The 22,211-nt window shown below is 68.5% G+C and carries 26 protein-coding genes; 13 read left to right on the top strand and 13 right to left on the bottom strand.

The window, feature by feature from the left end; translation table 11 throughout:
• Positions 1–94: 94 nt before the first annotated feature.
• Positions 95–622 carry a DUF5994 family protein gene (locus tag ACNF49_RS07225; RefSeq protein WP_498703798.1) on the bottom strand — a complete coding sequence of 176 codons (528 nt, stop codon included), beginning with the start codon at positions 620–622 and terminating at the stop codon, positions 95–97.
• A gap of 90 nt (positions 623–712) precedes the next feature.
• On the opposite strand from ACNF49_RS07225, the gene ACNF49_RS07220 reads away from it, so the two are divergent.
• The 6 genes from ACNF49_RS07220 (at position 713) to ACNF49_RS07195 (ending at position 5,416) form a co-directional block, all read left to right on the top strand.
• Positions 713–1,831 (top strand): tyrosine-type recombinase/integrase, encoded by a 1,119-nt coding sequence (locus ACNF49_RS07220; RefSeq protein ID WP_482943178.1) that lies wholly within the window; start codon positions 713–715, stop codon positions 1,829–1,831.
• A gap of 191 nt (positions 1,832–2,022) precedes the next feature.
• Positions 2,023–2,145 carry a hypothetical protein gene (locus ACNF49_RS07215; RefSeq protein ID WP_352321808.1) on the top strand — a complete coding sequence of 41 codons (123 nt, stop codon included), beginning with the start codon at positions 2,023–2,025 and terminating at the stop codon, positions 2,143–2,145.
• Positions 2,146–2,240: 95 nt separating this feature from the next.
• Positions 2,241–2,630: an STAS domain-containing protein gene (locus ACNF49_RS07210; RefSeq protein WP_482943177.1), complete on the top strand. Its 390-nt coding sequence runs from the start codon at positions 2,241–2,243 to the stop codon at positions 2,628–2,630.
• A gap of 273 nt (positions 2,631–2,903) precedes the next feature.
• Positions 2,904–3,989 carry an AI-2E family transporter gene (locus tag ACNF49_RS07205; RefSeq protein WP_482943176.1) on the top strand — a complete coding sequence of 362 codons (1,086 nt, stop codon included), beginning with the start codon at positions 2,904–2,906 and terminating at the stop codon, positions 3,987–3,989.
• Between the two features lie 198 nt (positions 3,990–4,187).
• Positions 4,188–5,144, top strand: a complete 957-nt coding sequence (locus tag ACNF49_RS07200; protein WP_482943175.1) for an acyl-CoA desaturase — start codon at positions 4,188–4,190, stop codon at positions 5,142–5,144.
• Positions 5,141–5,416, top strand: coding sequence for a DUF5994 family protein (locus tag ACNF49_RS07195; RefSeq protein WP_482943174.1), 276 nt, complete (start codon positions 5,141–5,143; stop codon positions 5,414–5,416). The genes ACNF49_RS07200 and ACNF49_RS07195 overlap by 4 nt, the downstream gene beginning before the upstream one ends.
• Before the next feature lie 24 nt (positions 5,417–5,440).
• Here ACNF49_RS07195 and ACNF49_RS07190 read toward each other — a convergent pair.
• Together ACNF49_RS07190 and ACNF49_RS07185 are read right to left on the bottom strand one after the other, a co-directional pair.
• Positions 5,441–6,684 (bottom strand): IS3 family transposase gene (locus ACNF49_RS07190; protein WP_482939697.1). Its coding sequence is split into 2 segments (ribosomal slippage): positions 5,441–6,402 and positions 6,402–6,684, totalling 1,245 coding nucleotides; the frame shifts between segments, so codons are not numbered across the junction.
• 320 nt (positions 6,685–7,004) lie between these two features.
• Positions 7,005–7,454 (bottom strand): ATP-binding protein, encoded by a 450-nt coding sequence (locus ACNF49_RS07185; protein WP_352321800.1) that lies wholly within the window; start codon positions 7,452–7,454, stop codon positions 7,005–7,007.
• A 484-nt stretch (positions 7,455–7,938) separates the two neighbouring features.
• Here ACNF49_RS07185 and ACNF49_RS07180 point away from each other — a divergent pair, with 484 nt between their 5' ends.
• Positions 7,939–8,136, top strand: a complete 198-nt coding sequence (locus ACNF49_RS07180; protein ID WP_482943173.1) for a hypothetical protein — start codon at positions 7,939–7,941, stop codon at positions 8,134–8,136.
• A 935-nt stretch (positions 8,137–9,071) separates the two neighbouring features.
• Here the strand turns inward: ACNF49_RS07180 and ACNF49_RS07175 are convergent.
• A complete protein-coding gene (locus tag ACNF49_RS07175) occupies positions 9,072–9,374 on the bottom strand; it encodes a hypothetical protein (protein WP_357983555.1) in 303 nt (100 codons plus the stop codon).
• Between the two features lie 87 nt (positions 9,375–9,461).
• Between ACNF49_RS07175 and ACNF49_RS07170 the strand changes: the two genes are divergently transcribed.
• The 3 genes from ACNF49_RS07170 (at position 9,462) to ACNF49_RS07160 (ending at position 13,263) form a co-directional block, all read left to right on the top strand.
• Positions 9,462–12,164 carry an ATP-binding protein gene (locus ACNF49_RS07170; protein WP_482943172.1) on the top strand — a complete coding sequence of 901 codons (2,703 nt, stop codon included), beginning with the start codon at positions 9,462–9,464 and terminating at the stop codon, positions 12,162–12,164.
• Between the two features lie 129 nt (positions 12,165–12,293).
• Complete coding sequence (locus ACNF49_RS07165) at positions 12,294–12,875, top strand: dihydrofolate reductase family protein (protein ID WP_482943171.1); 582 nt, start codon at positions 12,294–12,296, stop codon at positions 12,873–12,875.
• Positions 12,876–13,056: 181 nt separating this feature from the next.
• Positions 13,057–13,263, top strand: a complete 207-nt coding sequence (locus ACNF49_RS07160; RefSeq protein WP_482943170.1) for a hypothetical protein — start codon at positions 13,057–13,059, stop codon at positions 13,261–13,263.
• 452 nt (positions 13,264–13,715) lie between these two features.
• On the opposite strand, the gene ACNF49_RS07155 is transcribed toward ACNF49_RS07160, so the two are convergent.
• From ACNF49_RS07155 to ACNF49_RS07135, 5 genes are all read right to left on the bottom strand, one after another.
• Positions 13,716–14,084: an imine reductase family protein gene (locus tag ACNF49_RS07155; protein ID WP_482943169.1), complete on the bottom strand. Its 369-nt coding sequence runs from the start codon at positions 14,082–14,084 to the stop codon at positions 13,716–13,718.
• Complete coding sequence (locus ACNF49_RS07150) at positions 13,967–14,593, bottom strand: NAD(P)-dependent oxidoreductase (protein ID WP_482943168.1); 627 nt, start codon at positions 14,591–14,593, stop codon at positions 13,967–13,969. Before ACNF49_RS07150 ends, ACNF49_RS07155 begins: the two co-directional genes overlap by 118 nt.
• Before the next feature lie 32 nt (positions 14,594–14,625).
• Positions 14,626–15,360, bottom strand: coding sequence for an MFS transporter (locus ACNF49_RS07145; protein WP_482943167.1), 735 nt, complete (start codon positions 15,358–15,360; stop codon positions 14,626–14,628).
• Positions 15,330–16,076 carry an MFS transporter gene (locus ACNF49_RS07140; protein ID WP_482943166.1) on the bottom strand — a complete coding sequence of 249 codons (747 nt, stop codon included), beginning with the start codon at positions 16,074–16,076 and terminating at the stop codon, positions 15,330–15,332. The genes ACNF49_RS07145 and ACNF49_RS07140 overlap by 31 nt, the downstream gene beginning before the upstream one ends.
• 69 nt (positions 16,077–16,145) lie before the next feature.
• Positions 16,146–16,592, bottom strand: coding sequence for a carboxymuconolactone decarboxylase family protein (locus tag ACNF49_RS07135; RefSeq protein WP_482943165.1), 447 nt, complete (start codon positions 16,590–16,592; stop codon positions 16,146–16,148).
• A 50-nt stretch (positions 16,593–16,642) separates the two neighbouring features.
• Here ACNF49_RS07135 and ACNF49_RS07130 point away from each other — a divergent pair, with 50 nt between their 5' ends.
• Positions 16,643–17,296, top strand: coding sequence for a LysR family substrate-binding domain-containing protein (locus ACNF49_RS07130; RefSeq protein WP_498702259.1), 654 nt, complete (start codon positions 16,643–16,645; stop codon positions 17,294–17,296).
• 226 nt (positions 17,297–17,522) lie between these two features.
• Here the strand turns inward: ACNF49_RS07130 and ACNF49_RS07125 are convergent, their stop codons facing one another.
• From ACNF49_RS07125 to ACNF49_RS07115, 3 genes are all read right to left on the bottom strand, one after another.
• Positions 17,523–18,764 (bottom strand): IS256 family transposase, encoded by a 1,242-nt coding sequence (locus ACNF49_RS07125; RefSeq protein WP_482942604.1) that lies wholly within the window; start codon positions 18,762–18,764, stop codon positions 17,523–17,525.
• Positions 18,765–18,821: 57 nt separating this feature from the next.
• Positions 18,822–19,457 (bottom strand): hypothetical protein, encoded by a 636-nt coding sequence (locus ACNF49_RS07120; protein ID WP_482943163.1) that lies wholly within the window; start codon positions 19,455–19,457, stop codon positions 18,822–18,824.
• A 213-nt stretch (positions 19,458–19,670) separates the two neighbouring features.
• Positions 19,671–19,976: a hypothetical protein gene (locus ACNF49_RS07115; protein WP_482943162.1), complete on the bottom strand. Its 306-nt coding sequence runs from the start codon at positions 19,974–19,976 to the stop codon at positions 19,671–19,673.
• A 289-nt stretch (positions 19,977–20,265) separates the two neighbouring features.
• On the opposite strand from ACNF49_RS07115, the gene ACNF49_RS07110 reads away from it, so the two are divergent.
• Positions 20,266–20,643, top strand: coding sequence for a DUF5655 domain-containing protein (locus tag ACNF49_RS07110; protein WP_357983570.1), 378 nt, complete (start codon positions 20,266–20,268; stop codon positions 20,641–20,643).
• A 176-nt stretch (positions 20,644–20,819) separates the two neighbouring features.
• Entirely contained in the window at positions 20,820–21,395 is a 576-nt protein-coding gene (locus ACNF49_RS07105; RefSeq protein ID WP_482943161.1) for a DUF6461 domain-containing protein, read from the top strand.
• A gap of 213 nt (positions 21,396–21,608) precedes the next feature.
• On the opposite strand, the gene ACNF49_RS07100 is transcribed toward ACNF49_RS07105, so the two are convergent.
• Positions 21,609–21,761 carry a hypothetical protein gene (locus ACNF49_RS07100; protein WP_482943160.1) on the bottom strand — a complete coding sequence of 51 codons (153 nt, stop codon included), beginning with the start codon at positions 21,759–21,761 and terminating at the stop codon, positions 21,609–21,611.
• Positions 21,762–22,211 lie beyond the last annotated feature (450 nt).

The raw sequence follows: 22,211 nt of genomic DNA, 5'->3' as shown, positions 1-22,211 counted from the left end.
ACGCGATGAGATGCCTGCCGGCCGGAGATCGGCCCGCCGCCGGACAACGGGCGATGCCTGGACCGCTCAATCCGGCCGGCAGGCGGCACGCGGGTCACGCCAGGATCGGCCGTGCCGTGAACGAGGCCGCCTTGTGCCCGTTGACCGACCCGCCCTCGTTCTCCCAGCGGGCTGAGCCGGCCGACGCACGCGGACCGGGGCCCGCCGGCAGGTGCGCCAGAGTGAGAATGGCGTCGGCCGTCAAGCCGGCTGTGTCCTGGGCGGTGAGCTTGAGCACGGCCTCGGCGACGCCCGCGGCGGTTCCTGACGGGATGATCAGCAGGACGACCGGCTCGCCGGACGCGAAGCTGAGAGTGATCATGCGCGGGTCGGTGTGGCGGAACCAGCCGACGCGGACCTGCCGACCGCGGGCCGGGATGCGGCGCGGGATGTTCTGCCACGCGTCGCAATGCACGCCGACGCGGAGCGTGACCCGGTCAAGCAGTCGGTCGACGGCGGCGATGAGACCGGGCAACTCCGCGGCGGTGTCACTGGAGTAGGGCCACCAGGCCCCATCCACCACCGATCGACGATTCGGCACCGGGTGGAGACTGAGCCGAAGCGCGGAATCGACCCGAGGCATCGCAGACGAAGTGGGGCTGAGCGGTGCGGGCTGAGAAAGAAGTGTCGGCGTCATGGTCGCTGACCTATCCGGGCCCCTCCGAAGGGGCCTGTGGTGGTTCGCCGGGGGCGACGCAGACCTGAGTGCCAACGCTCGAGAAGTCCTCGGTACCTTCAGTCTACCTCCTACTTCCGGAATCACATAATTCCGGAAGTAGACTCTGTGGATGACTTCCGGAAACTCGCCCTCGGGAATCACGGAGCCGGCCGGAGTCGCTTCCGGAAACCCGCGCCGGTCGCGGGCCGTCCCGCTCCCCGCTCCCTACGCCGCCGTCCTGGCCGACTACACCGCCGCACTCGAGCGCGCCCCGCTGGCCGACTCCACCAAGACCAAGTACACCTCCCGGCTGCGCGGCTACCTGGACTGGCTGGCCGTCCAAGCCGACGCCGCCGCCCTGGACGGCGATCCGCTCACCGATGCGGTCGCGGCCGCCGGCGCGGTACGCGACTTCCGCCGCCACCTCAAGGACGGCCGTCGCGCTCCCAACACCATCGACGCCTACCTGTCGGCCATCGACGACTTCTACGCCCGCCGCGGCCTCGGCAAGCCCCAGCCCCAGCGCGAACGCGACTCCCGGCGCACCGCCCCCGAGTCCTGGACGCCCGGCGCGCCCGCCGCTACGTCCGCCACGTCCAGCTCACCGCCTCCCCGCGCGACAAAGCCGTCGCCCTGCTGCCCTACTACGCCGGACTGCGCATCTCCGAAGTCGTCGGCCTCGACCTGGCCGACGTGCGCCTCTCAGCCCGCACGGGCGAACTACGCATCCGCGGACAGGGCCGCGACAGTGGCAAGATCCGCCTGCTGCCCGTCCACCCCGACCTGCGCCAGGCCCTGACCGACTGGCTGGCTACCCGCGCCGGCTGGAAGGGAGCCGGCACCCACCCCGCGCTGTTCCTCAACCAGCGCGGCGGTCGCCTGAGCGACCGCGCAGCCCGCGACATCATCACCGGCCTCGGCGACGCCGTCGGTCTGGGCGAGGACCCCACCGAGCCCTTCAGCTCGCACGTCCTGCGCCACACCTTCGCCACCCAGCTCATCCGCCACGGCACAGACCCCGTCCTGGTCGCCGACCTCCTCGGCCACGGCTCGTTGGACACCACCCGCCGCTACGGCCTGCCGACCGAAGCGGACAAGGCAGCCGCCTTGAACGCCCTGATCAGCGACCACTAGCTGTACTGACCACAGAGGTTAGGTACGAGGCGACACGCGAAAAATGATCTTGTAAAGGGGTGAGGGCCTTCGGTTCGGTGTGGATTGCGACATCTACACGCCGACCAGAAGGGCCCTCATGCCGTAACGCGCCGCTGACCGAACCCGGACACCTGCGCCTGGCCCGCTGTGCCGGCCGGCTGAACGACGGCTTGAACGCCGAGCAGACGCTGGAGCGCATCACGACCGCCCTGAGCGAGTATGCCGGGGACCACCACAGCGACGACACCGCCCTGCTGCTCCTGCGCGTACCCACTGCTGAGGAGAAGCCATGACGACCGGCCGTACCGAACCGCGCCGGTGACAGGACGGGCGTCGCGACACATCAGAGAGCGGGCGCGGGGCAGAGGGCCCCCGAGAGGAGGCGTCGATGCCTTCGCAACCGATGTCGAACGACCCGCCGCCCTTGCGGCTCAGCGTGCGCGCGGCGCCTCCGGGCCAGGTGGTGGCCGTCCACGGCGCGCTGGACCTGAACACTGCCACGCACCTGGAACACGAAGTGGTCAAGGTGTGCCGGCAGCAGAACCCACCGTTAGTGATCATGGACATGTCCGGGGTGGAGTTCTGCGACTCCTCCGGACTGAGCAGCCTGGTCCGGGCATGGAGGCAGATCGACCATGACGGCGGCGCGCTGGTCTTGATCGGCCTGCACGGTACATGTGAGCAACTGCTCCGCAGGACCGGCCTGCTGGGGCGCATATTTCCCACCCACCCCACTCTGGCGCAGGCACAGGACGCGCTGGCCCGGACACGGCAGTGATCGGCGAACCGCCATCGTCAATCCCGGAACCCAAGACGTCGGCAGGTGACCTCGCGCGTGTCGGCCGCCCCGACGGCGTTCACCCCCGCGGTGCTCACCGCAAGCCAGGCCGGCACCACGCAGGCCGCCGGGCCCGTGACGCAAATTCTCTGCTTCAACTTTCCTTTACCGAAGTCGGGAAGTGCGCCTATTTCCGACCGGTGGGGAAGTTTCCCGGGCGTGGACTCACCTCAGGAGCGCCTGTTGCGGTTGGTGCCTGCGACCTTGGCGAGGATGGCCGCGTGGTGCGCGTGCCTGATCGTCATCGGCATCGTGGCCAACTACGTGCTCGGTTTCGTGGCGACGATGCGCATCGTCGCCCTCCCGGTGGCGGTCGCCCTGTTGCTGACCGCGCTGCTCTTCCCGCTCACCCGGCGGCTGCGCGAGTCGGGTCTGCGCGCGATCTACGCCACCTGGGTCACCATGCTCGTCGCGCTCGCCGTGCTGGGCGGGACGGGCTGGATCATCGGCGTGCGGGCAAATGAGGAGTTCCCCGGCCTGCTGACACAGGTCAGGCAGACGGCCAAGACGGTGGAGGGCTGGCTCTACACCGGCCCTCTGCACGTGAAGCCCGTTCAGCTCAGCGGCTGGGTGGACGAGATCGCCAAGCTGGTCACCGAGCGGCAGCAGCAGATCACCTCGACGGTTCTGGCGGGAACCGTGGTGGTGGTTGAGGTGCTGGCCTCGATCGTGCTCCTGCTGTTCGTGACGTTCTTCCTGCTCAAGGACGGTGACCAGATCTGGTCCTGGTTCCTCAAGGGGTTCGGCCGGATGGCGCCGCGGGTCGACCGGGCCGGGCGGACCGCCTGGACCACGCTGTCGCACTACGTGCAGGGCACGGTCGCCGTGGCCGCGGTGCACGGCGTGCTCATGGGCGTGGTGCTGGCCGTCATGGGAGTACCGCTGTGGGCGGCACTGGCCGTACTGATCTTCCTGGCCAGCTTCGTCCCGATCGTCGGCATCCTCTTCGCCGGCGCGGTCGCGACGCTGGTCACGCTCGGCGCGAAGGGCCCGATCTACGCGCTGATCTTCGTCGGCATCCTGATCGTTGAGCAGCAACTGGAGAACCACGTGCTCCAGCCGCTGATCGTCGGCCGGGTGCTGCACTTCCACCCGCTGGCGATCATCATCGTGCTGGCCGTCGGCGGCATCCTGGCCGGGATCGCCGGCGCGGTCGTGGCCGTGCCGATCACCGCCATCCTCTACCGGGCCGTGCCCGAACTCTTCAAGGACGACCCGCTCGCCCTCCCGGCAGGAGCGGCCCCGGAACCGCCGGCGAAGGCGGTGCCTCCCGGGAAGGAACCCGAACAGAAGGATTGACGGGCTCGGAGGCGGGCGCGGGTGGTGTCCGGGCCGTGGCGGCCTCATGCGGGACGGGCGCGCCCGATCCGTTGGCGGTGGGATGTCCCCGCCCGTCCGAAGCTTGGCATCGACACGGGAGTGGCTTCCGTGCGTGTGGGCAGGTGAATTGCTGTCCAGGGGGAGAAAGGACGCTGCCGCTCGGGGGAGGAAGTCGGCATGGCTTCGCCAGGAACAGGTGTCATCGAGCGGGCCGGCGCGGCACCGCTCATCGGCGGCCGTAAACCGGTCGCGGCGATGGTCGCGTTGTGGGTGTTCGTGCTGGTGCCGTTCGCGGCGCTGGCCGCCGCCGTGCCGGTGGCCTGGGGGTGGGGGCTGAGCTGGACCGACGTGGCGATAGCCGCCTCGGCTTACGTCCTGACCGGGCTCGGCGTCACGGTGGGCTTTCACCGCCATCTCACCCATGGCGCGTTCAAGGCGGAGCGGTGGCTGCGGATCGGTCTGGCCGTGGCCGGGTCCCTGGCGGTGCAAGGCTCGGTCATCCAGTGGGTGGCCGACCACCGGCGCCATCACGCCTTCGCCGACCGTGACGGCGACCCGCACTCGCCCTGGCGTTACGGCAGCAGCGTGCGCGGCCTGGCCAAGGGGCTGCTGTTCGCGCATGTCGGCTGGATGTTCGGGCGTGACCTCACCAATCGGAAACGTTTCGCCAAGGACCTGCTCAACGACGCCGGCATCGGCCGGGTGGACCGGTTGTTCGGACCGCTGGTGGCAGCCTCGCTGCTGCTGCCGCCCGCGATCGGCCTGCTGGTCACCGGCACCTGGCGTGGCGCGCTGACCGCATTCTTCTGGGGCGCTCTGGTACGGATCGCGCTGCTGCACCACGTCACCTGGTCGATCAACTCCATCTGCCACGTCTTCGGCGAACGGCCGCTGATGACCCGCGCCGGAGACCGGGCCGCGAACTTCTGGCCACTAGCTCTCCTGTCATTCGGCGAGAGCTGGCACAACGGCCACCACGCCGACCCCACCTGCGCCCGCCACGGCGTGCTGCCCGGCCAGATCGACCTCTCCGCCCGGCTGATCCGAGTGCTGGAGCGGCTCGGCTGGGCCCGTGACGTCCGCTGGCCGACCCCGGCGCGCCTGGCCGCACGACGCCGCGAGCCCTCTCCATGACCGGCCCCGAGGAGGTGCGGCTCAGCCTCGATCCCGACCTCGCACGTCGCGGCGCGGTGGACGGCGCGTGGTGGCCCGCCGGCTACGACGCCGGCGCGGAACTGCCCGCGCTGATCGCCGCCATCGACCAGCGGCTGGAGCGGCGGGTCCTGCGCGTCGGCCTGCACGTCGACACCTGGCACAACATCCCGCAGCGCATCGCCGCCACCGGCCGCCAGGTCAGAGTGGGCTGGTTCCGCACCATCGACCCCCACGTGATCAACCTCATCTGAATCGCCCCGACTTTGATGGAGACCTCAACGGTTGATTCCGGCGGGTTCGCTGGGTTGGTGTTGAGCGTAGTAGAGAGCCTCGTACTCCTCTGGTGGCAGGTGTCCGATCGCTGAGTGCAGGCGGGTGGCGTTGAACCAGTCGACCCATTCGGCGGTGGCCAGCTCGACGTCGGCCAGGCTTCGCCAGGGCCCTCGGGGCTTGATCAGCTCGGTCTTGTAGAGGCCGATCTGTGATTCCATCAGGGCATTGTCGAGCGCGTCGCCGACGGTGCCGATGGAGGCGTCGATCCCGGCTGCCAGCAGATGCGTGGTGAACCGGAAAGACGTGTATTGACTACCGGCATCGCTGTGGTGGATCAGCCCCGGCTCGACCGGCCGACCGATGCGCTCGCGCCGCCACAGGGCCATGTCCAGGGCGTCGAGTACGAGCGTGGTGTGCTTGGTCAGCGAGGCGGCCCACCCGACGACGGCCCGGGAGTAGACGTCGACGACGAAGGCGACGTAGACGACGCCGCACCAGGCGGCCACGTGCGTGAAGTCGGCCACCCAGGCGGCGTTCGGCCGAGTCGCGGTGAAGTCGCGCTGGAGCCGGTCGGCCGCTCGCTCGTGGCCGGGGTCGGCGATGGTGGTGCGCACCTTTTTGCCGCGCCGGGCGCCATGCAGGCCGAGGGCGCGCATGCGCCGTTCGACGGTGCAGCGGGCCACCTGGTGCCCTTCGCGCTGGAGTTGATGCCAGATCTTGCGGGCGCCGTAGACGCCGTAGTTGGCGGCGTGGATGCGCTGAATGTGGGCGTCCAGTTCGGCGTCGCGCAGGGCGCGGGCCGAGGGTGGGCGGTTCTTGGCGGCGTAGTAGGTGCTGGTGGAGATGGGGCAGCCGTGTTCGGTCAGGACACGGCAGATCGGCTCGACACCGAACACATCGGCGTGCTGGTCGATGAAGGTCACGAGTGCGTGTGTGGCCGGTCGAGCTCGGCCGCGAAGAAAGCCGACGCGGCCTTCAGGATCTCGTTGGCGCGGCGGAGTTCGGCGTTCTCGCGGCGAAGCCGCTTCAGCTCGGCCGTCTCGTCGGTGGTGCGGCCGGGCCGGCTGCCCTCGTCGATCTGGGCCTGGCGGACCCAGGTGCGCAGTGTCTCCGCGGTGCCGATGCCGAGCTTGGTCGCCACCGCGTTGATCGTGGCCCACTCGGTCGGGTAATCCGGTCGCAACTCGGCGACCATCCGAACCGCTCGACGGCGCAGCTCGGCGGGGTAGGGAGACTTACCTGGCATGGACTCGATCCTCTCAAGAGATCAAGTCTCCACCGAAACCGGGGCGATTCAATCATCCCGGGGATCGAACACATCAACCTGCTCGTCATCCCACCCGACACCACACCCGCAGCCGCCGACAAGGCACTCGACCTGGCCACCCGATGCCGAGGCCGCACCCGCTCCGGCGACATCCTCACCGCCGCGGACCACGACGGTCCCATCGACACCGCCGCCGAGGAGGAGCAGCGCCTGGCCGGTTGGGACAACGAAGGCGGCCGGACCCGACAGCCCGCCCGCGAGGACCCCACACTCTGATCACGCGTTCGGTGGCGGGAAAGTCAGTCCCGCAGACGGACGACGATGACGACGGTCGTGCCGGCCGGGCCGGTGGTCACCGTGAGCGAGTCGCTGAGCTCGGCCATCAGCCACAGCCCGCGGCCGTGGTCACGGTCGCGGGCAGGCATCGATGCCCGCTGCTGGTAGTGGCGGGCCGGGATCCCGGGGCCATGATCGCTGATCTCACAGCACAGCAGGCCATCGGCCTGCCACAGGCGGACCCGCCCGGATCCACCACCGTGATCGAACACGTTGGCCACACCTTCGTGCACCGCCAGTTCAAAATCTTCCCGCCGAGCCGACGACAGCCCCTGCTGGGTGGCATGGGCGCTCACGCCCTTCCGCAATGCGCTCTGATCGTACGTGGCCGCACCACCCGGCCCGGACGTACTCAGTGCCCAGGTCAGCAACGGGTCTCGGCATTCCGGCGGCGGCCCGAACGTCCCGCTCACCGGTCACGCCTACTCATCGCCGGTCACCGGGGGCGGCCGGCGGCCGTCCGAGGGAGCTGCCATCTGAACGCGCCACACGCCCGCCCCCTCGTCGCAACATGTCGACAGAGGTCGGGACATCAGACGACGGAGGGGCCGCGACGGTCGGCACGGGCAAGGGGACAGCCGACGGCGCCTTGGACATCATGGTCCCTTCGATGGCGCGATCAGCGTGACTTGCGAGAGCGACGACAACCGCAGTGCGATCAGATCCTGACCCGCGACATCCCTACCCCTGCGGCGAAGGGGGAAACGGGCCCAGGGGGCCGGCTGCCGGCGACGCCCTTGCTTCCCATCGACAAGCCTCCTCCATCCATGAGATCGCCAAGCCCACTCAGAAGAGGCTCCTTGTGGCGGATGAAGTGCCAGATGTCCAGACGACCGTACAATCAGGGAACTCCACCTGAACCGGCTCGCCCAAGACCTCGAAGCCGCGTGGAACCGGGTGGAGACCTCCATCGGCACCAAGAAACCCCGCAAATACGACCAAGCCGTCGACCTCCTCCGCGACCCGCACGCCCTGGCCCTCCGCGACGAGGACACCGGCACCTTCACCCAGCGCCTCGCCCACCTCCGGGAACGCCACCAAGACATGCCCAGTCTCATCAAGCGACTCAACGACGCGGGCCTGACAGCCGAGTAACCGGCGATTTCCATGCCTGGTGACCAGCGGTCGCACAGCGAGATTCACGTAACCACACTGCCCGGCCTGCCGAGAAGTGCGCACGGTCAAGGATGCCAACCGTTTGCACGGTTGCTCGTCGGATGCTCATCAGCACCTGATGCGGCATGACACCGGGCGGCATTCTCGGACATTTTGCGCGCGGGCAAAGCATGACATCGCGATATTTGTGCCACCGGGTATCGGCGCCTGGAGCCGGATCAAAAGCCAGACCTGAACGACACCCAACCAATGGGCATCATGGAAGGACTGGTGGGCGGGACACGCCCAGCTCGGTCACAGACCCGTCCAAGCGGTGGTCAAGCCGCCTTCGGGCGAGTTCACGCGCGGTCGACACAGCGGTCGCCCAACTTGCATGGCTGGAACCATCGATCCGTAACAGACCAGTATCCATCGGCGGGTTGCGGATCTTGAGCGTAGATACCGAGCAGTTGCCCAAAACGACTTGAGTGACTCTTAAACGGTCCTGAAACCCGGGAGTAGAGCCAGGATCGTTACACTTGTGTCAGTCTTCGAAGTCGTCTGCACGGATGCGCGAAGTGGTCTGCACGCCGCTTGGATCGGCGTGCCAATCGCGCCGAGGAGCGGCCAAGTCGTACCCGGTCCTCCGCTGTGCGCCCCGCCCCGACCCTAGGAGGGGTCATCGAGACACCGGCCGCCAAAGATCGCGAGACTGCCTCGACCTCGGTGTCGAGCTGGGCGCCTGCGACGCACTCGTCTCCTAGGTAGCGGTCATGCCGGGTCCGGGGAGGTGTACTTGACCTTCTTTTCGCCGGAGGGCCGGAGGGCTGGGATGTCCTGGCGTAGGCGGGGCTCTCCTGCGCGTGGTGTGGACCGGTCCGATGAGGACCGGCTCGGGGCCGTCGAAGTGGCCGAGGTACTTGTTGCCGGCCTCGTCATAGCCGCCGAGGTTGGCGAAGAAGTGTGCGCGATAAGGCGTCGGTCTCGGGGACGTAGTCGTCGAACTCGTAGCTGGTGTCCTGCACGAGGTGGCCGTCGAGGTGGAAGGTGTGTGACCAGTGGTGCACGAGGAAGAACCCGCCGGGCAGCCAGCGGAAGGTCGCGGTGCCGCGCAGCTCGCCGCCGGTCTCGCCGGATGAGTCGAACTGGCCGCTGAGCGACCAGGTGCCGGCCAGGAAGTCGAGTCGGCGCAGCGCCTGGTCTGGTCGCGGTGGGGTGAACTCATCGCGGGCGTGCACGGTCTCAGGGGTGGACCCGCGGGAGTCTGGCTGGTATCCGTGGCGACCCCGTGCTCGTCACGCGGTAGATACCTACCGGGGTGGTGCGTGATCGGTGAGGATGTGGCGGTGAAGGTGTCTGTGCCGGTGTCAGCGCGTGAGAGTGAGGTGCTCGCGGCGCTTGGTGCGGGGTTGTCCAATGCCCAGATCGCCCGCCGCTTGCAGATCTCGGTGCGCACGGTCGAGGGCCATGTGTCGTCGTTGCTGCGTAAGTACGGGGTCGCCGACCGGCAAGCGCTTGCCGCGCGGGCCGGCGGTGCGGGTGCGGTGACCTTGCCCGGCGACATACCCGGGTTGCCGCGCTCGCGGACCAGCTTCGTCGGGCGTCGGGCCGAGGTCGAGGCGGTGCGGGCGGCGCTGGCGCGGGGTCGGTTGGTGACGCTGGTCGGGCCGGGTGGGGTCGGCAAGACCCGGCTCGCGGAGGTGGTCACGACCGCTGTGGCGGCCGAGTACCGGTATGGCGCGGCGTTCGTGGATCTGGTGCCGGTGCGCGACGGCCGGCTCGGGCATGCGGTGGCGGCGGTGTTGGACGTGGCCGAGCACGCGGACGGGCAGGAGGCGGTCCTGGCCCGGTTGCGTCGTGGCCCGTCGGTGCTGGTGCTGGACAACTGTGAACACCTACCCGACGCGGTCGCCGAGTTCGTCGAGCGAATCCTGGCCGCGAGCCCGGCGACGATCCTCGCGACCAGCCGCGAGCGGCTCGGGCTGTCCGGTGAGCTGGTTCACCCGGTCGCACCACTGCCGTTGGGCTCGGACGCTGAGGAGTTGTTCCGCGACCGCGCGCAGCTGACGCACCAGGCTGGGACGTACGACGCCGCGACCGTTGCCGACCTGTGTGCGCGGCTGGACGGCCTGCCGCTCGCGATCGAGTTGGCCGCGGCGCGCAGCGCGTCGCTCGGCGCTACCGGGCTGTTGACCGGGTTGGGTGACCATCTGCGGCTCTTGGCTGGCGGGCGCGGTGCGGTGGTGCGGCACCGGTCGCTGCGCGGGGTGATCGGATGGAGCCATGACCTGCTCACCGAGGACGAACGGGCGGTGCTTCGTCGGCTGTCGGTGTTCGTCGGCGACTTCGACCTGTCGGCGGTGGCCGCGGTCATCGGGGTGGGCGCGGCCGAGGCCGCCGACGTGCTGGGGCGGCTGGTCGACAAGAGCCTGGTCCAGCACCGGGACGGCAGGTGGCGACTGCTGGACACGATCCGGGCGTTCGCCGCCGAGCGACTCGCGGACGAACCCGAGCACGCCGAGGTGCGGCGGCGGTACCTGCGCTGGGCAGCCGACCTGGCCACTGACCTGGCCGTCGGTCTCGCGGGGCGGCCCGGTGCGGCCTGGCATGGCGAGTTCGACGCGCTGGCGGGCGATCTTCGGGCCGCGCTGACCGGCTACGAGCAGCCCGACGCCGAGGCCCACCGGCTCGCTCGCACCCTCGCCTGGCTCACGTTCGCGCGCGGTTACCTGTGGCAGGCGCCCGATTGGTACGCCCACGCCGCCCGGTGCGCGCCGGATGCGGGCGAGGCGGCCCGGGATCTGGCCAGCGCGGCGGATTGCGCGCAGGTCGGCAACGACGCCGATCGAGCGTTCGAGCTGCGGCTGGCCGCCGCCGACCGGGCGCGGGACGCCGGCGCGGGCAACGCGCGGGCCATCGCGCTGGCGCAGGCGGTAGAGCTGACTGGCCGGTTCCAGGTGGTATTCCGCGACGAGATCCCGTTCGAGCGGCGCCGCGCGCTGCTCGCCGAGGCGACCGCGGCCGGGGATCCGGACGATCCGGTCGTCGCCGCCCGGCTGGCCTGTGCCGCTGTGTGGACCGCCCACCCGGATACCCTGCGGCCCGAGGCCGGGCTGACCGCGGCTGCGGTCGCGGCCGCTCGCGCGACCGGTGACCCGGTACTGATCAGCGCAAGCCTGGACGCGGTGCGCGTGGCCACGATCAACGACGGCCGCGTCGCGGAGTGGCACCGGATCGCCGCCGAGCGGCTCGAGCTGCTCGCCCCGCTCGACCCGCACCACCCGGAACATGCGGTCGAGATCAGCGACGCGCGCGGGCTGTCCTCGCTGACCGCGGTGGCCGCCGCCGACCTGCCGGCCGCCAGGTCGACCGCGCGGCTGATCTCTGACGCCGAGTTGTCCGGCGACAGCGTGTACCTGGCGGCCAGCAAGACCGTTCCGGTGCTCGTCCTGTCCGGCGACCTCGACGACGCGGTGCAGCTCGCCGAGGACATGTGGGCGGGCTGGCAACGCACGGGCCGACCGCGGGCGTTCTTTGTCTGGCTCACGATGCCGTTCGCCGTGCTGGCGCATGGCCTGCGCGGTGACCGGGAGCGCGTCGCGCAGTGGCGGGCCCGGGCCGCGGCGATGAGTGACCCGGTGAGTATGGGCTGGCCGTTGCTGGACCCGCTGATCACCTTGGTGGACGCCCGGCTCGCGCTACGGCTCGGTGACCTCGACCAGGCCACCGAGTTGGCCCAGCGCGCCCGGCGACTGCCGGCCAGCTCCTGGTACCGGGTGCTCGCCCGCGCCGCCACCGTCGAGCTCGCGGTGGTCGCCCGCGTGCCGTCGGCCGAGGCCGATCTCGCCGCGGCGCAGGCCGACAGCGCCGGCAACGACTGGGCCACCGCCACCCTGCTGCGCGCCGCCGGCCGGCTCCGTGGCGACGCCGACGCACTCGCCAGGTCGGCCGAACTGTGGCAACGGATGGGGGCCCGGTTCGAGCACCAGGTCACGGTAGAGCTGCTCGCCGGTCCGAAGCTGACGTAGGTGGTGGTCGCGTGCCGGGCACGTGGTCACCACGCATGTGGCGGTCGCCCCACGACTGCGACGCTGTGCTGCACGGCCGGCCAGGCCACAATGCCTGGCCGGGTTCTCGGCAGCGAAGGAGACAACGCGATGGGCAAGGTCACCACAGGCGCCACGATGTCGCTCGACGGCTACATCGCCGGCCCCGGAGAAAGCGGGTTCGACCTGCTGTTCCAGTGGTACGGCAACGGCGAGGTCGAGATTCCGCCGCGGCTCCGTATCTCCGCGGCCAGCGCCGCGCTGGTCAAGCCCGAATGGGACGACACCGGCGCGCTGATCGTCGGCCGGCACCTCTTCGACATGACCGACGCCTGGGGCGGGCGCCATCCGATGGACGTGACCACAGTGGTGCTCACCCACCAGCGCCCCGACGACCGTCCGGACGACGATGACAACTTCGTCTTCGTCACCGACGGCATCGAGGCGGCGGTGGCCAAGGCCAAGGAATTGGCCGGGGACAAGAACGTGGCCGTCAACGGCGGGCAAATGGCCCGGCAGTGCCTGGAGGCCGGTCTGCTCGACGAGGTCGGCGTCGAGTTGGTACCGGTCGTGTTGGGCGGCGGGAAGACGCTGTTCGGCGAGCTCGGCACCGCACCGGTGCAGTTCGACGGGCCCATCGCGGTCGTCGAAGGCACCGGCGTCACCCACCTGCGTTACCGGGTCAAGAAATAGGGCCCCGACAGGGCGGCCTCGCACGCACTGCTGCGTATCGGTGTGTTGCGCACCCGTGCCCGGGTGGAGGCCAATCCCCGGCATGGGGCAGGTGACGGTCACTTTCGAGTCGGACGGCGACCCTGGCACACGGGCTCGCCGGGCACGAGCACGCCAGTGGGTTGCAGATGCAATGCGAGTCGTGCGCGAACATCAGGAAAGCGATCAGCTGATGCCGGGGAGGGCCAGCCCAGACGCCGAACTGGTACTTGGCGCCGTCGCGGCTGAGCAGGAACTGCCCCAATGGCCGATTCAACGAGTCGTGGCCGCTTCAGCCGAAGCAGCGGCAGCCTTGCTGCACACCGCCTCCCTCACCACGTTGGCAGCGGATGTCTTCACGAGAACCTGACGTCTCACGACCGCTGGTAGCAACTGAGCCGAACGACAACTCTGCGGCAAACGCCATCACCCACTGGCAAGAAAAGGCAAATAGGCCCCCCTCCGCCGCCGTCCGAATTCGGCACAGATCGAACGTCAAGAGCGCACAATGGTGGGCCGCATCGCGGGCCGCGTGCTCGTCGCGTGCTCTTCGGCCATCGGCACCCACGGACACGCGCCGACATTTTCAGACATTTTAAATGTGGTGAATTCGACAGAGCGACACAATTGAAATGGTGAGACACCGCCCGGCATCGAACCTGTCGCCTTTTAATCCGTAGGTTCCGGGTTCGAGCCCCGGGCGCCCTACCACTCCGGCCTGCACCTTCACACACCCTCTGATCAAAGAATCGAGAGTTGGGTCAGAGGTGGTGCTCGACAGCGTGTTCGGGCGGTCGCTGACGCTGCCGAGCCCCTCCGTTCTCAGCCGGCGGGTGAGGTCGGCTTGCCGAGCACCTCGGTGAGGGCGGAGATGCTGTGGTCGCCGTGGCCGACCTCGACGGCTCGCCTCAGCAGGTCGTTCAGCGGGCCGAGCCAGGTCACGTCGACGTTCGTCTCCCGGGCGAGGTCCTCGTCATGGGCCGCTCCGGCCAGGAAGAGATTCACAGAAGAGGCGGCGTCGCTGTAGTCACCGCTGTCGATCTCCCTGGCGTACACCGGGAGCAGGGACTTGATCATGTCCAGCCACTTGCCGGTGAAGCGCACCATGCTGCCCGCGTGCAGCCCACGCGCCCGGAGGGCGGCGGCGCCCTGGAAGAAGCCGACGAGGGCGGGCAGCAGGAGGGCGCCCACCGCCATCTCGTACAGGGCGGCCAGGTCGACCTCGTCGCCACGGTGTCGCCGCCCAGTGTCGTCAGCGTCGGCTCCCAGGCGTCGAAGACAGCCTTGTTCCCGCTGTAGTAGATCAGGGTGTCCGGCGCCCCCACGGCTGCGGGCACGTTCTTGACCGCGCCGTCGAGGTAGCGGGCCGCGTGGGAGTCGGCCCAGGCGGCCGTCTCCCTGGCGCCGGCCGGGGACCCGCTGTTCAGGGTGGCCAGGGTGCGTCCCGACAGGGCGGCGGCGACCGGCTGCAGGATCTGGCGGGTGTCTTCGTACGTGGTCAGGCAGGTGATGACCAGCGGGCTCGCGGCCACGGCGTCCTCGATCGCCTCCGCGTGGATCGCGCCCCTGGCGGCGAGGAGTGCGGCCTTGTGCGACGTACGGTTCCACACCGTCGTGGGGTGCCCCGCCCTGATGAACGCCTCGGCGATGGCCGTACCCATCGAGCCCAGCCCGATGACGGTCACCTTGTCATCTGTCATTGCGTGTTCCTTGGAGATGCGTGGTGGTCGGATCAGTGGTGAACCGTCACCGAGTGCCTGCCGGTGCCCTGCGGGGACGTCTTCTTGTCCCGGTGCAGCAGCAGGAGCAGCGCCGTCGCGAGCCCGGCCAGCGCGAAGACCGCGGTGGCCAGGAAGCCCGCCTGGAACCCGTCGTTCAAGCCCTCGGCGTCGGCGCCCGTCGTGGAGGCGAAGGCGACCGACGAGGCGATCGCGATGCCGAGCGCGGCTCCGATCTGGAAGACGGCGTTGTTGATGCCGGAGATCAGGCCGGACTCCTCGGGCTTGGCGCCGGTGAGCGAGGCGATGGAGGCGGCGACGTTGGTGCTGCCGATGCCGGAGCCGAAGACGACCAGGCCGAAGAACAGGTCGCTCCAGTAGCCGCCGTCGGGGTCGATCCGGGTCAGCAGCAGCAGGCCGCCGGCCAGCAGCGTCATGCCCGCGATCGCGATGGGCTTGTAGCCGACCTTGGCGACCAGTCGGGCGCTGACGTTCGCGCCGATGATCGACATGACCGCGTAGATCGCGGTGCTGAGCCCGAACTTCACCGCGCTGTAGCCGAGGACCTGCTGGGCGTAGAGCGACGTGATGAGCGCGCCGCCGTACACCGTCATGGCGACGATGAGCATCAGGATGTTGCCGCCGACCACGGTCGGCGAGCGGAAGATCCGCAGCGGCACCAGCGGGGCCTGCGACCGGTTCTCGATCACGGTGAAGATCACGAGCAGTACGGCGGCGCCGATGAGCATGCCGATGGTCTGGCCGCTGCCCCCCAGCCGACCAGCGGCGCCTCGGAGACGGCGTAGACCAGCAGGGCGATGGCGGCGGTGATGGTCACCGCGCCCGCCGGGTCGAAGCGGCGGCGACCGTCCTGGACCGGCGTCGTCCTGAGCAGACGGGGGCCGAGGACCAGGACCGCCACGACGACCGGGACGTTGATGTAGAAGATCCACTCCCAGCCGAGCCCGTCGGTGATCGGGCCGCCGATGAGCAGCGCCGCGGTCGCGCCGAAGGCGCCGACGCCGGTCCAGATGCCCAGCGCCTTGTTGCGCTCGGGCCCCTCGGCGAAGGTGTGCATGAGCACCGCCATCGCGGTCGGCGTCATGATCGCGGCGGCGACGCCCTGGACGACCCTGGCGATGATCAGCACCGAGTCGTTCCAGGCCAGGCCGCACAGCACTGAGGCGAGGCCGAACAGGGCGGTGCCGAACATGAACATCCGGCGGCCGCCGAGCAGGTCGGCGGTGCGTCCGCCGAACATCAGCAGGCCGCCGAAGCTCAGCAGGTACGCGCTCATCACCCACTGGACGCCGCCCGGGGAGAAGCCGAGTTCGCTCTCGATGGAGGGCAGGGCCAGCATGACGATCTGGGAGTCGACGATGACCATGAAGAACGACGCCACCAGCAGGGTGAGCGCCAGCCATCTCCGTGGATCGGGGGCTTCCAGCGGTTCGCGAGGTGTCATCTTTTCCTCTTCTGGGATGTATCAGGGCAGCGCAAAGCCGCCCCGTGGGGATGTCGGGCCCGGTGAGGCCTAGGACGGAGGGGAGATCCTCGCGGTCAGGCACATACGATCGAGCGCGTTCGCGACGGACACGGCCATGATCAGATTCGCGAGGTTGTAGGGACCGAGCAGGTTCTCCGCCGCGCCGTACACGTCATCGGGCACGCCGTCGGCCGGGAGCCTGGTCATCGTTTCGGCGAGAGCCAGGGCGGCCCGTTCCGAGTCGGTGAACCGGCGCGAGTCGCGCCAGCCCGCCAGCTCGTTGAGCCGTTCCTGCCGCTCGCCCAGGCGGATCGCCTCCGCGGAACGCAGGGCCAGGAAGTACGCGCAGCCGTTGAGCTGGGCGACCCGGATGCGCGCCAGTTCGCGCAGCCGGTCGTCGCACAACCCCTCGCGCTGCAGCACGTCCTCCAGCTCGGTGATCAGGCTGACGGCACGTGGCGACGCTGCCGCCAGTTCGATGCGCTGCCTGGTCATCGTGTGGTTCAGCCCTTCGTCGCCGCCGGTGTTCGTCTGCCTGAAGCAGTGTGAATCCGGGATGTGAGGTGCAGATCCGCGAAGTCCACCTGTCCGACAGGTACGGCGCGCTACGCCGGGGCGAGCTGGACCTCCAGGTGATCGAACTGCCCGTGGACGAGCCCGACCTGACCGTGGGCCCCGTGCTCATGCGCGACCGGACCATGCTCGCCGTCTCCGCCTCGCACCGCCTGGCCGGCCGTACGTCGATCTCCATCGAGGATCTCGGAGGTGAGAACCTGCGGCTCATCGACGGCATGCCGGGCTATTTCCAGGCGCGTCACCTGCCTGATCGCACCCCGGCCGGGCGGCCCATCCATCACTCGACCACCACGAAGTACTGGCAGGAACTGCTCGCCCTCGTCGCGGCGGGTGAGGGCGTCACGATTGCCGCCGCCCAGGGCACCCGCTACTATCCGCGGCCCAACCTGGTCTACGTCCCGTTCCACGACGTCGGGCCGTTCGAGTACGCGCTGATTTGGCGTACGGCGAGCGTCTCCGCCAAGGCCCTGGCCTTCACCAGGGTGGCAGTGGAGACGTTGCCTGAGCACAGCTCAGACCGAGGAGATCCGGATGGCGTTTGCTGTAGGCGTCGTCATCCCCGAAGTGCCCGGCCCATGCGGGCTGCGGCTTCGGTCGAGAGTGTCGCCGTGATGTGGGCGTAGCGCTTCGTCGTGGCCAGTTGTGAGTGGCCGAGGATTTCCAAGCTGACAGCGCGGGTTCGATTCCCGTCACCCGCTCCAAGCACAAAGCGCGCTCCGGCATGCCGGATCGCCTACTCCTCGAACCAGGCCACCAAGCGGACAGCATTGCCTCCGTGAACGTGCGCGAGCGGTCACGTCCACGGACGTGGTGTATGAATCGATCTTCGCGTGATCCTGTATCTGCAGGTTAAGCGGTCAGTGTCTGCGGGATCGGGGCCGGGGTGGATGTGTCGCCGGGGACGCATCGCAGGCGGGCTTTGGCCAGCACGTCCAACCCCATGTAGCGGCGCGCTTCGACCCACTCATCGCTCTGCTCGGCCAGCACGGCGCCGACCAGCCGGACGATCGCGGCTCGGTCGGGGAAGATGCCCACCACGTCGGTGCGGCGGCGGATCTCCTTGTTCAGCCGTTCTTGCGGGTTGTTCGACCAGATCTGGGTCCAGATCTCGCGCGGGAAGGCAGCGAAGGCCAGCAGATCCTCCCGCGCGGCGTCCAGATGCTCGGCAGCAGCCGGATGCTTGGCCTCCAGCGCGTCCAGCACCCAGGCATGCTGAGCGCGCACCGAGGCGGCGTCGGGCTGATCGAAGATGGTCCGCACCAGCGTGGCCACGAACGGCTGTGCGCTCTTGGCCACACAGGTGAGCAGGTTGCGCAGGTAATGGGTCCTGCATCGCTGCCAGGACGCGCCTGCCAGTACGGCGCCGATCGCCGAGACCAGACCGCGGTGACAGTCGGAGATCACCAACTGCACGCCGGACAGGCCGCGGGCGACCAGGCCGCGCAGGAACGCCAGCCAGCCCGCGCCGTCCTCGCCGGTGGTGACCTCCAGCCCGAGGATCTCCCGCCGCCCGTCGGCATTGACCCCGGTGGCCACCAGGCAGTGCACGTTGATGATCCGGCCGCCTTCACGCACCTTCTGCGTCAGCGCGTCCAGCCAGACGAACGTGTAGGAGCCGGCGTCCAGCGCGCGGGTGCGGAAGGCTTCGACCTGCTCGTCCAGGACCTTGGCCATCTGGCTGACCTGGCTTTTGAAGATGTGCTTGATGCCGAGTTGCTCAACCAGCTTGTCCACCCGCCGTGTCGAGACTCCGAGCACGTAGCTGGTGGCCACCACGCTGATCAGAGCCTGCTCGGCGCGGCGGCGGCGCTCCAGCAGCCAGTCGGGGAAGTAGGAACCTGAGCGCAGCTTGGGGATCGCCAGTTCCACGGTGCCGGCGCGGGTGTCCCACTCCCGCCGGCGGTAGCCGTTACGGGCGTTGGTCCGCTCGTTGCTGCGCTCGCCGTACGGCGCTCCGCACAGGGTGTCGGCCTCGGCCGACATCAACGCCTCGGCCATGGCCTTGACCATGGATCGCAACACGTCGGGGTCATCGGTCTGGATCTGCTTCGCCAGCCACTGCTCAGGCGTCACACTGTTGTCTGCGGCCATCGCTTCGATCTCCTTCGTTGTTCGCACTCGAAGGATCACGCGATGGCCGTCTCTGTTTCACGGCCGCCACGCTTGTGACCAGGTCAAACTCGTACACCACTCCCGTGGACGCAACCGCGCGAGCGTACGCATGACTGTCCATACCCCGTGCCAGAGACTGTCAGGCGGTACGGCACGGCGGCGCGTGGCACGCTCAACACGGAAGACGGTGTCTCTGTCCCTCCACTCGGTGCCTTCATCCCACAGCACGGCAACCTGATGAGGGTCGACCGTCAAGGTGTCCACGCCACTCATCCGAGCGAACCTACGGCTCCATACCGAGCGGTGAACGAGTTCCAGACTCTGATCGGAAAGCTGCCGATACTGGGCTACGTTGGTCGGATGGAGCGCGGGTTCATCCCAGTCGATCGCTGAGACCTCGTCCCAGTTCAGCCACGTGACACCGAAGGCGGCTTCCCCCCATTCCGCCAAACCCGCTTTGGTGGTCTCCGACGCATCCCGGGGAAGCCCGCGATCGGCCGCTACCGGTCGCCAGTGGCCTGAGCTGCGAACCCCGAAGAGGCAATCGAAGGCTTCGTAGTCTCTGCCAACCAACATCTTCAGCGAGATGGCAGCGCACCAAGCGGTCTCACCGACATCGAGTCCGGGAGTCCATGTGCGGCACTCGATGAATCCATGGATGTCGGTTCCCATGCCGAGATCTTCTTGTCCGCGCAGAGGTGCTGTCCAGCGGCATCAACCCGGTCTACGTTTCCCCTGGTCAGATGCTGTGATCATGAACGACTTCCCAGCTGATCGTGTTCTGCGGTACAGCCAAGGGTGGGAACGACGGTGGAACTCGGTGAACATATGCGGACGCCACAAACTCCAGGTCAGCGCCCCGCATCTCGATCGAATCGACTTCATTTAATCCGCTGGTTCCGGCTGGTCTCGTTCAGGAAACATGTTGAAGCCGTTGTCGATGAGCGCTGTGATGGCGGCCTCCATGCAGGCGCGTGTGACCTGGTCAACCACGACGAGGTTGGGCTCTCTGAAGAAACCCGTACCACGCGCCAGCTCGTCGCCTACTTCTTGCGCGAGCCGGACCGGATCGTAGAACACTGGCCGATAGCACTGCCCGTTCCATTCGATCAAGACGTCCGCGAACCAGCCTTTGGACTGGACAAGAGGAGCCTGCTCGTCGAAATAGTCCGGCCAACTCATGCTGAACATGGCGGGAGCGTACCGACGCCGCATCGCACACGATCAACCGTCTGCTGCAGTTCAAGCCCGTCCAGAGCGGACCACCTATGCCCGCTGACCTGCGTGGAACGGTCTGGAGAGGCTCGAACTGGATCCTTAATCCGTCGGTTCCACGATCATGTCGGGCGGGGCTGTACTGCCGCCGTTCGCAGCCAAGACGGTCGGGACCCCGCCGGTCCTCCGTCGTCTGGCGGTCGTCCGAAGAGCTGCTTGGCCGCCGCCCGGAAAGCGTCGCTGCCGCCTGCTACTTTCGCGGTTCATGAGCCAGAAGACATGGACGATCGATGATCACCTTGACGGCAAGCCCGACACATCGGTAGCCCTGTACCACGAATTCGTCAGGCTGGTTGAGGCGTGCGGGCCCTTCACGTACGCGGTGTCCAAGAGCATGATCACCGTCAAGGGGACCCGTCGCGGATTCGCCGGAGCGAAGCCGGACGCGCGAGGGCTCCGAGGGTACTTCGACATCCAGCGACCGATCGGCGACGACGGTCGCATCACCAGCGTGTCTCCGTACACGAAGCGGCTTTATGTTCATGCCTTCCGGATCTCTGATGTCGCCGAGCTGGATGAGGAATTCGCCGGTTGGCTACGCGAGGCGTACGAAGTGGGGCAGGGCGGACACCTGGGAGCTTAGGTCTTGACGCGAGGTGCGAAGTTCCCGGTCGTCAGCTGATCGCCGTGCGATTAGACAGGGGAACGAACTCGGCGCCCCCACGCCGGGCGGTCGTTCAGTCGGCCGGTGGGTGCGTCTGCCGTGCGCTATTTGTGACGTGGAATTCGCCTCGATTGTCTGTCTTTGGGAGGTACGCGATGGTCACCGGTAAGGCGACTGCAGCCGCTTATGAGTGGCTCTACCAGGAGTTCACAGACGGTGTGGGTGATACCTGGCTCTGTGCCTGCTTCGTGCAGGACGTGCCTCCTGACGAGGCTCTGCGGCGGATCAACGTAGTCGCGGGCAGCCCTCTGGAAGGGGAGGGGTTCGGCGTCGCGGCATACCGTGCCAGAGGTGGAACAGTCCTGATCGAGTACGGATGGGGCGCCATCGTCTACGACAGTGCCAGGCTCCTCTCCGAGGGGTCGGCGGCCGCCGCGGTCCGCGTGACGATCAAGGGGGCCGACTTCAAATTCCACGAGAACGGCGACTTGGTCACGACCTTCAGCCTGTACAGCTATTGCCATCGAGAGGGCACCGAGCCCGACCGCCTGGAGGCTGATGTCACGGACCTCGGGCTGCACGTCGGCGGGGACGAGGCGGGATTCGTCGACAACCCCACCGCCGCAGCACTGGCCCTTGCGGACCGAGCCACCGGCGTGCGTTTCTCATCTGCGGCATATACGCGCACTGCACTGATCGGCTCGACAGAGCACCTTTATCCCTACGTTTAAACGGCCGAGGCGGAATATGTCGCCGTCTCGAAATGGCGGACCATTGTTACGCGATATGCGTCTGTCGCCGGGGCCCGCCGAAAGGCTGCTTCTGCGGGCGTTGTCTCGTCCGTAGAAGCAGCCGGGGTGGTTCGGGTCAGTCTGTCGGGTGGTCGGTGGCCACCAGCGAGGCGACGGCGAGACGGCGTGCGTGACGCATGACGGCCCTTCCTGTCACTTGGTTCCCCAGCCGGGCGAGTGGCACGCCGGACCGTTCGGGCCGGTGGTGCACGACTGGCCCTCGGTCGCCTGGGCCGGCAGGGACATTGTCCCCATGAAGGCCGCGGCCAGCAGCGCGGCGGTGAGTGCGGGACGGAGACGGGTCACATGGACTCCTGCGGTGAGGTCGCGGCGTACGCGAGGTGCGGGTCCTGCATCTGCGGCGGCCACCGGATGCCCCGATGATCTCCGGCGCCGTACTGCCGATTGTCGGACGGAGCGAGCGATCGGCACTCCTCCCGGAGAGTGATCCTCCACGGCCGCCGGGAGGACCCGCCTCCGGCCGGAGGGAGGAGGGCGGCCGCTGCACCGCAAGCCCAAGCCCAGGCCCAAGCCCAAGCCCCGGCCCCGGCCCGGCCCAGCCCCAGACCCGGCACCGGCCTCAGGCCTCAGGCCTCAGGCCATTGTCCGGGCGGCGGTAAAGCAGGCGAGCTCCAGGCATGAATGGCCGCCTTTGTAGGACGCGACCGACGCCACTCAGACAACTCGTGACACTTTTGTTAACAGAAGGTAAACGATACGGACACCCTGAATCCTGTAAAAAAGGGTGCCGTATGA

It is taken from the genome of Actinomadura sp. ATCC 39365 (assembly GCF_054392275.1).
Note: the sequence above shows the minus strand (reverse complement) of the source record. Positions and strands in the feature narration are given on the sequence as shown.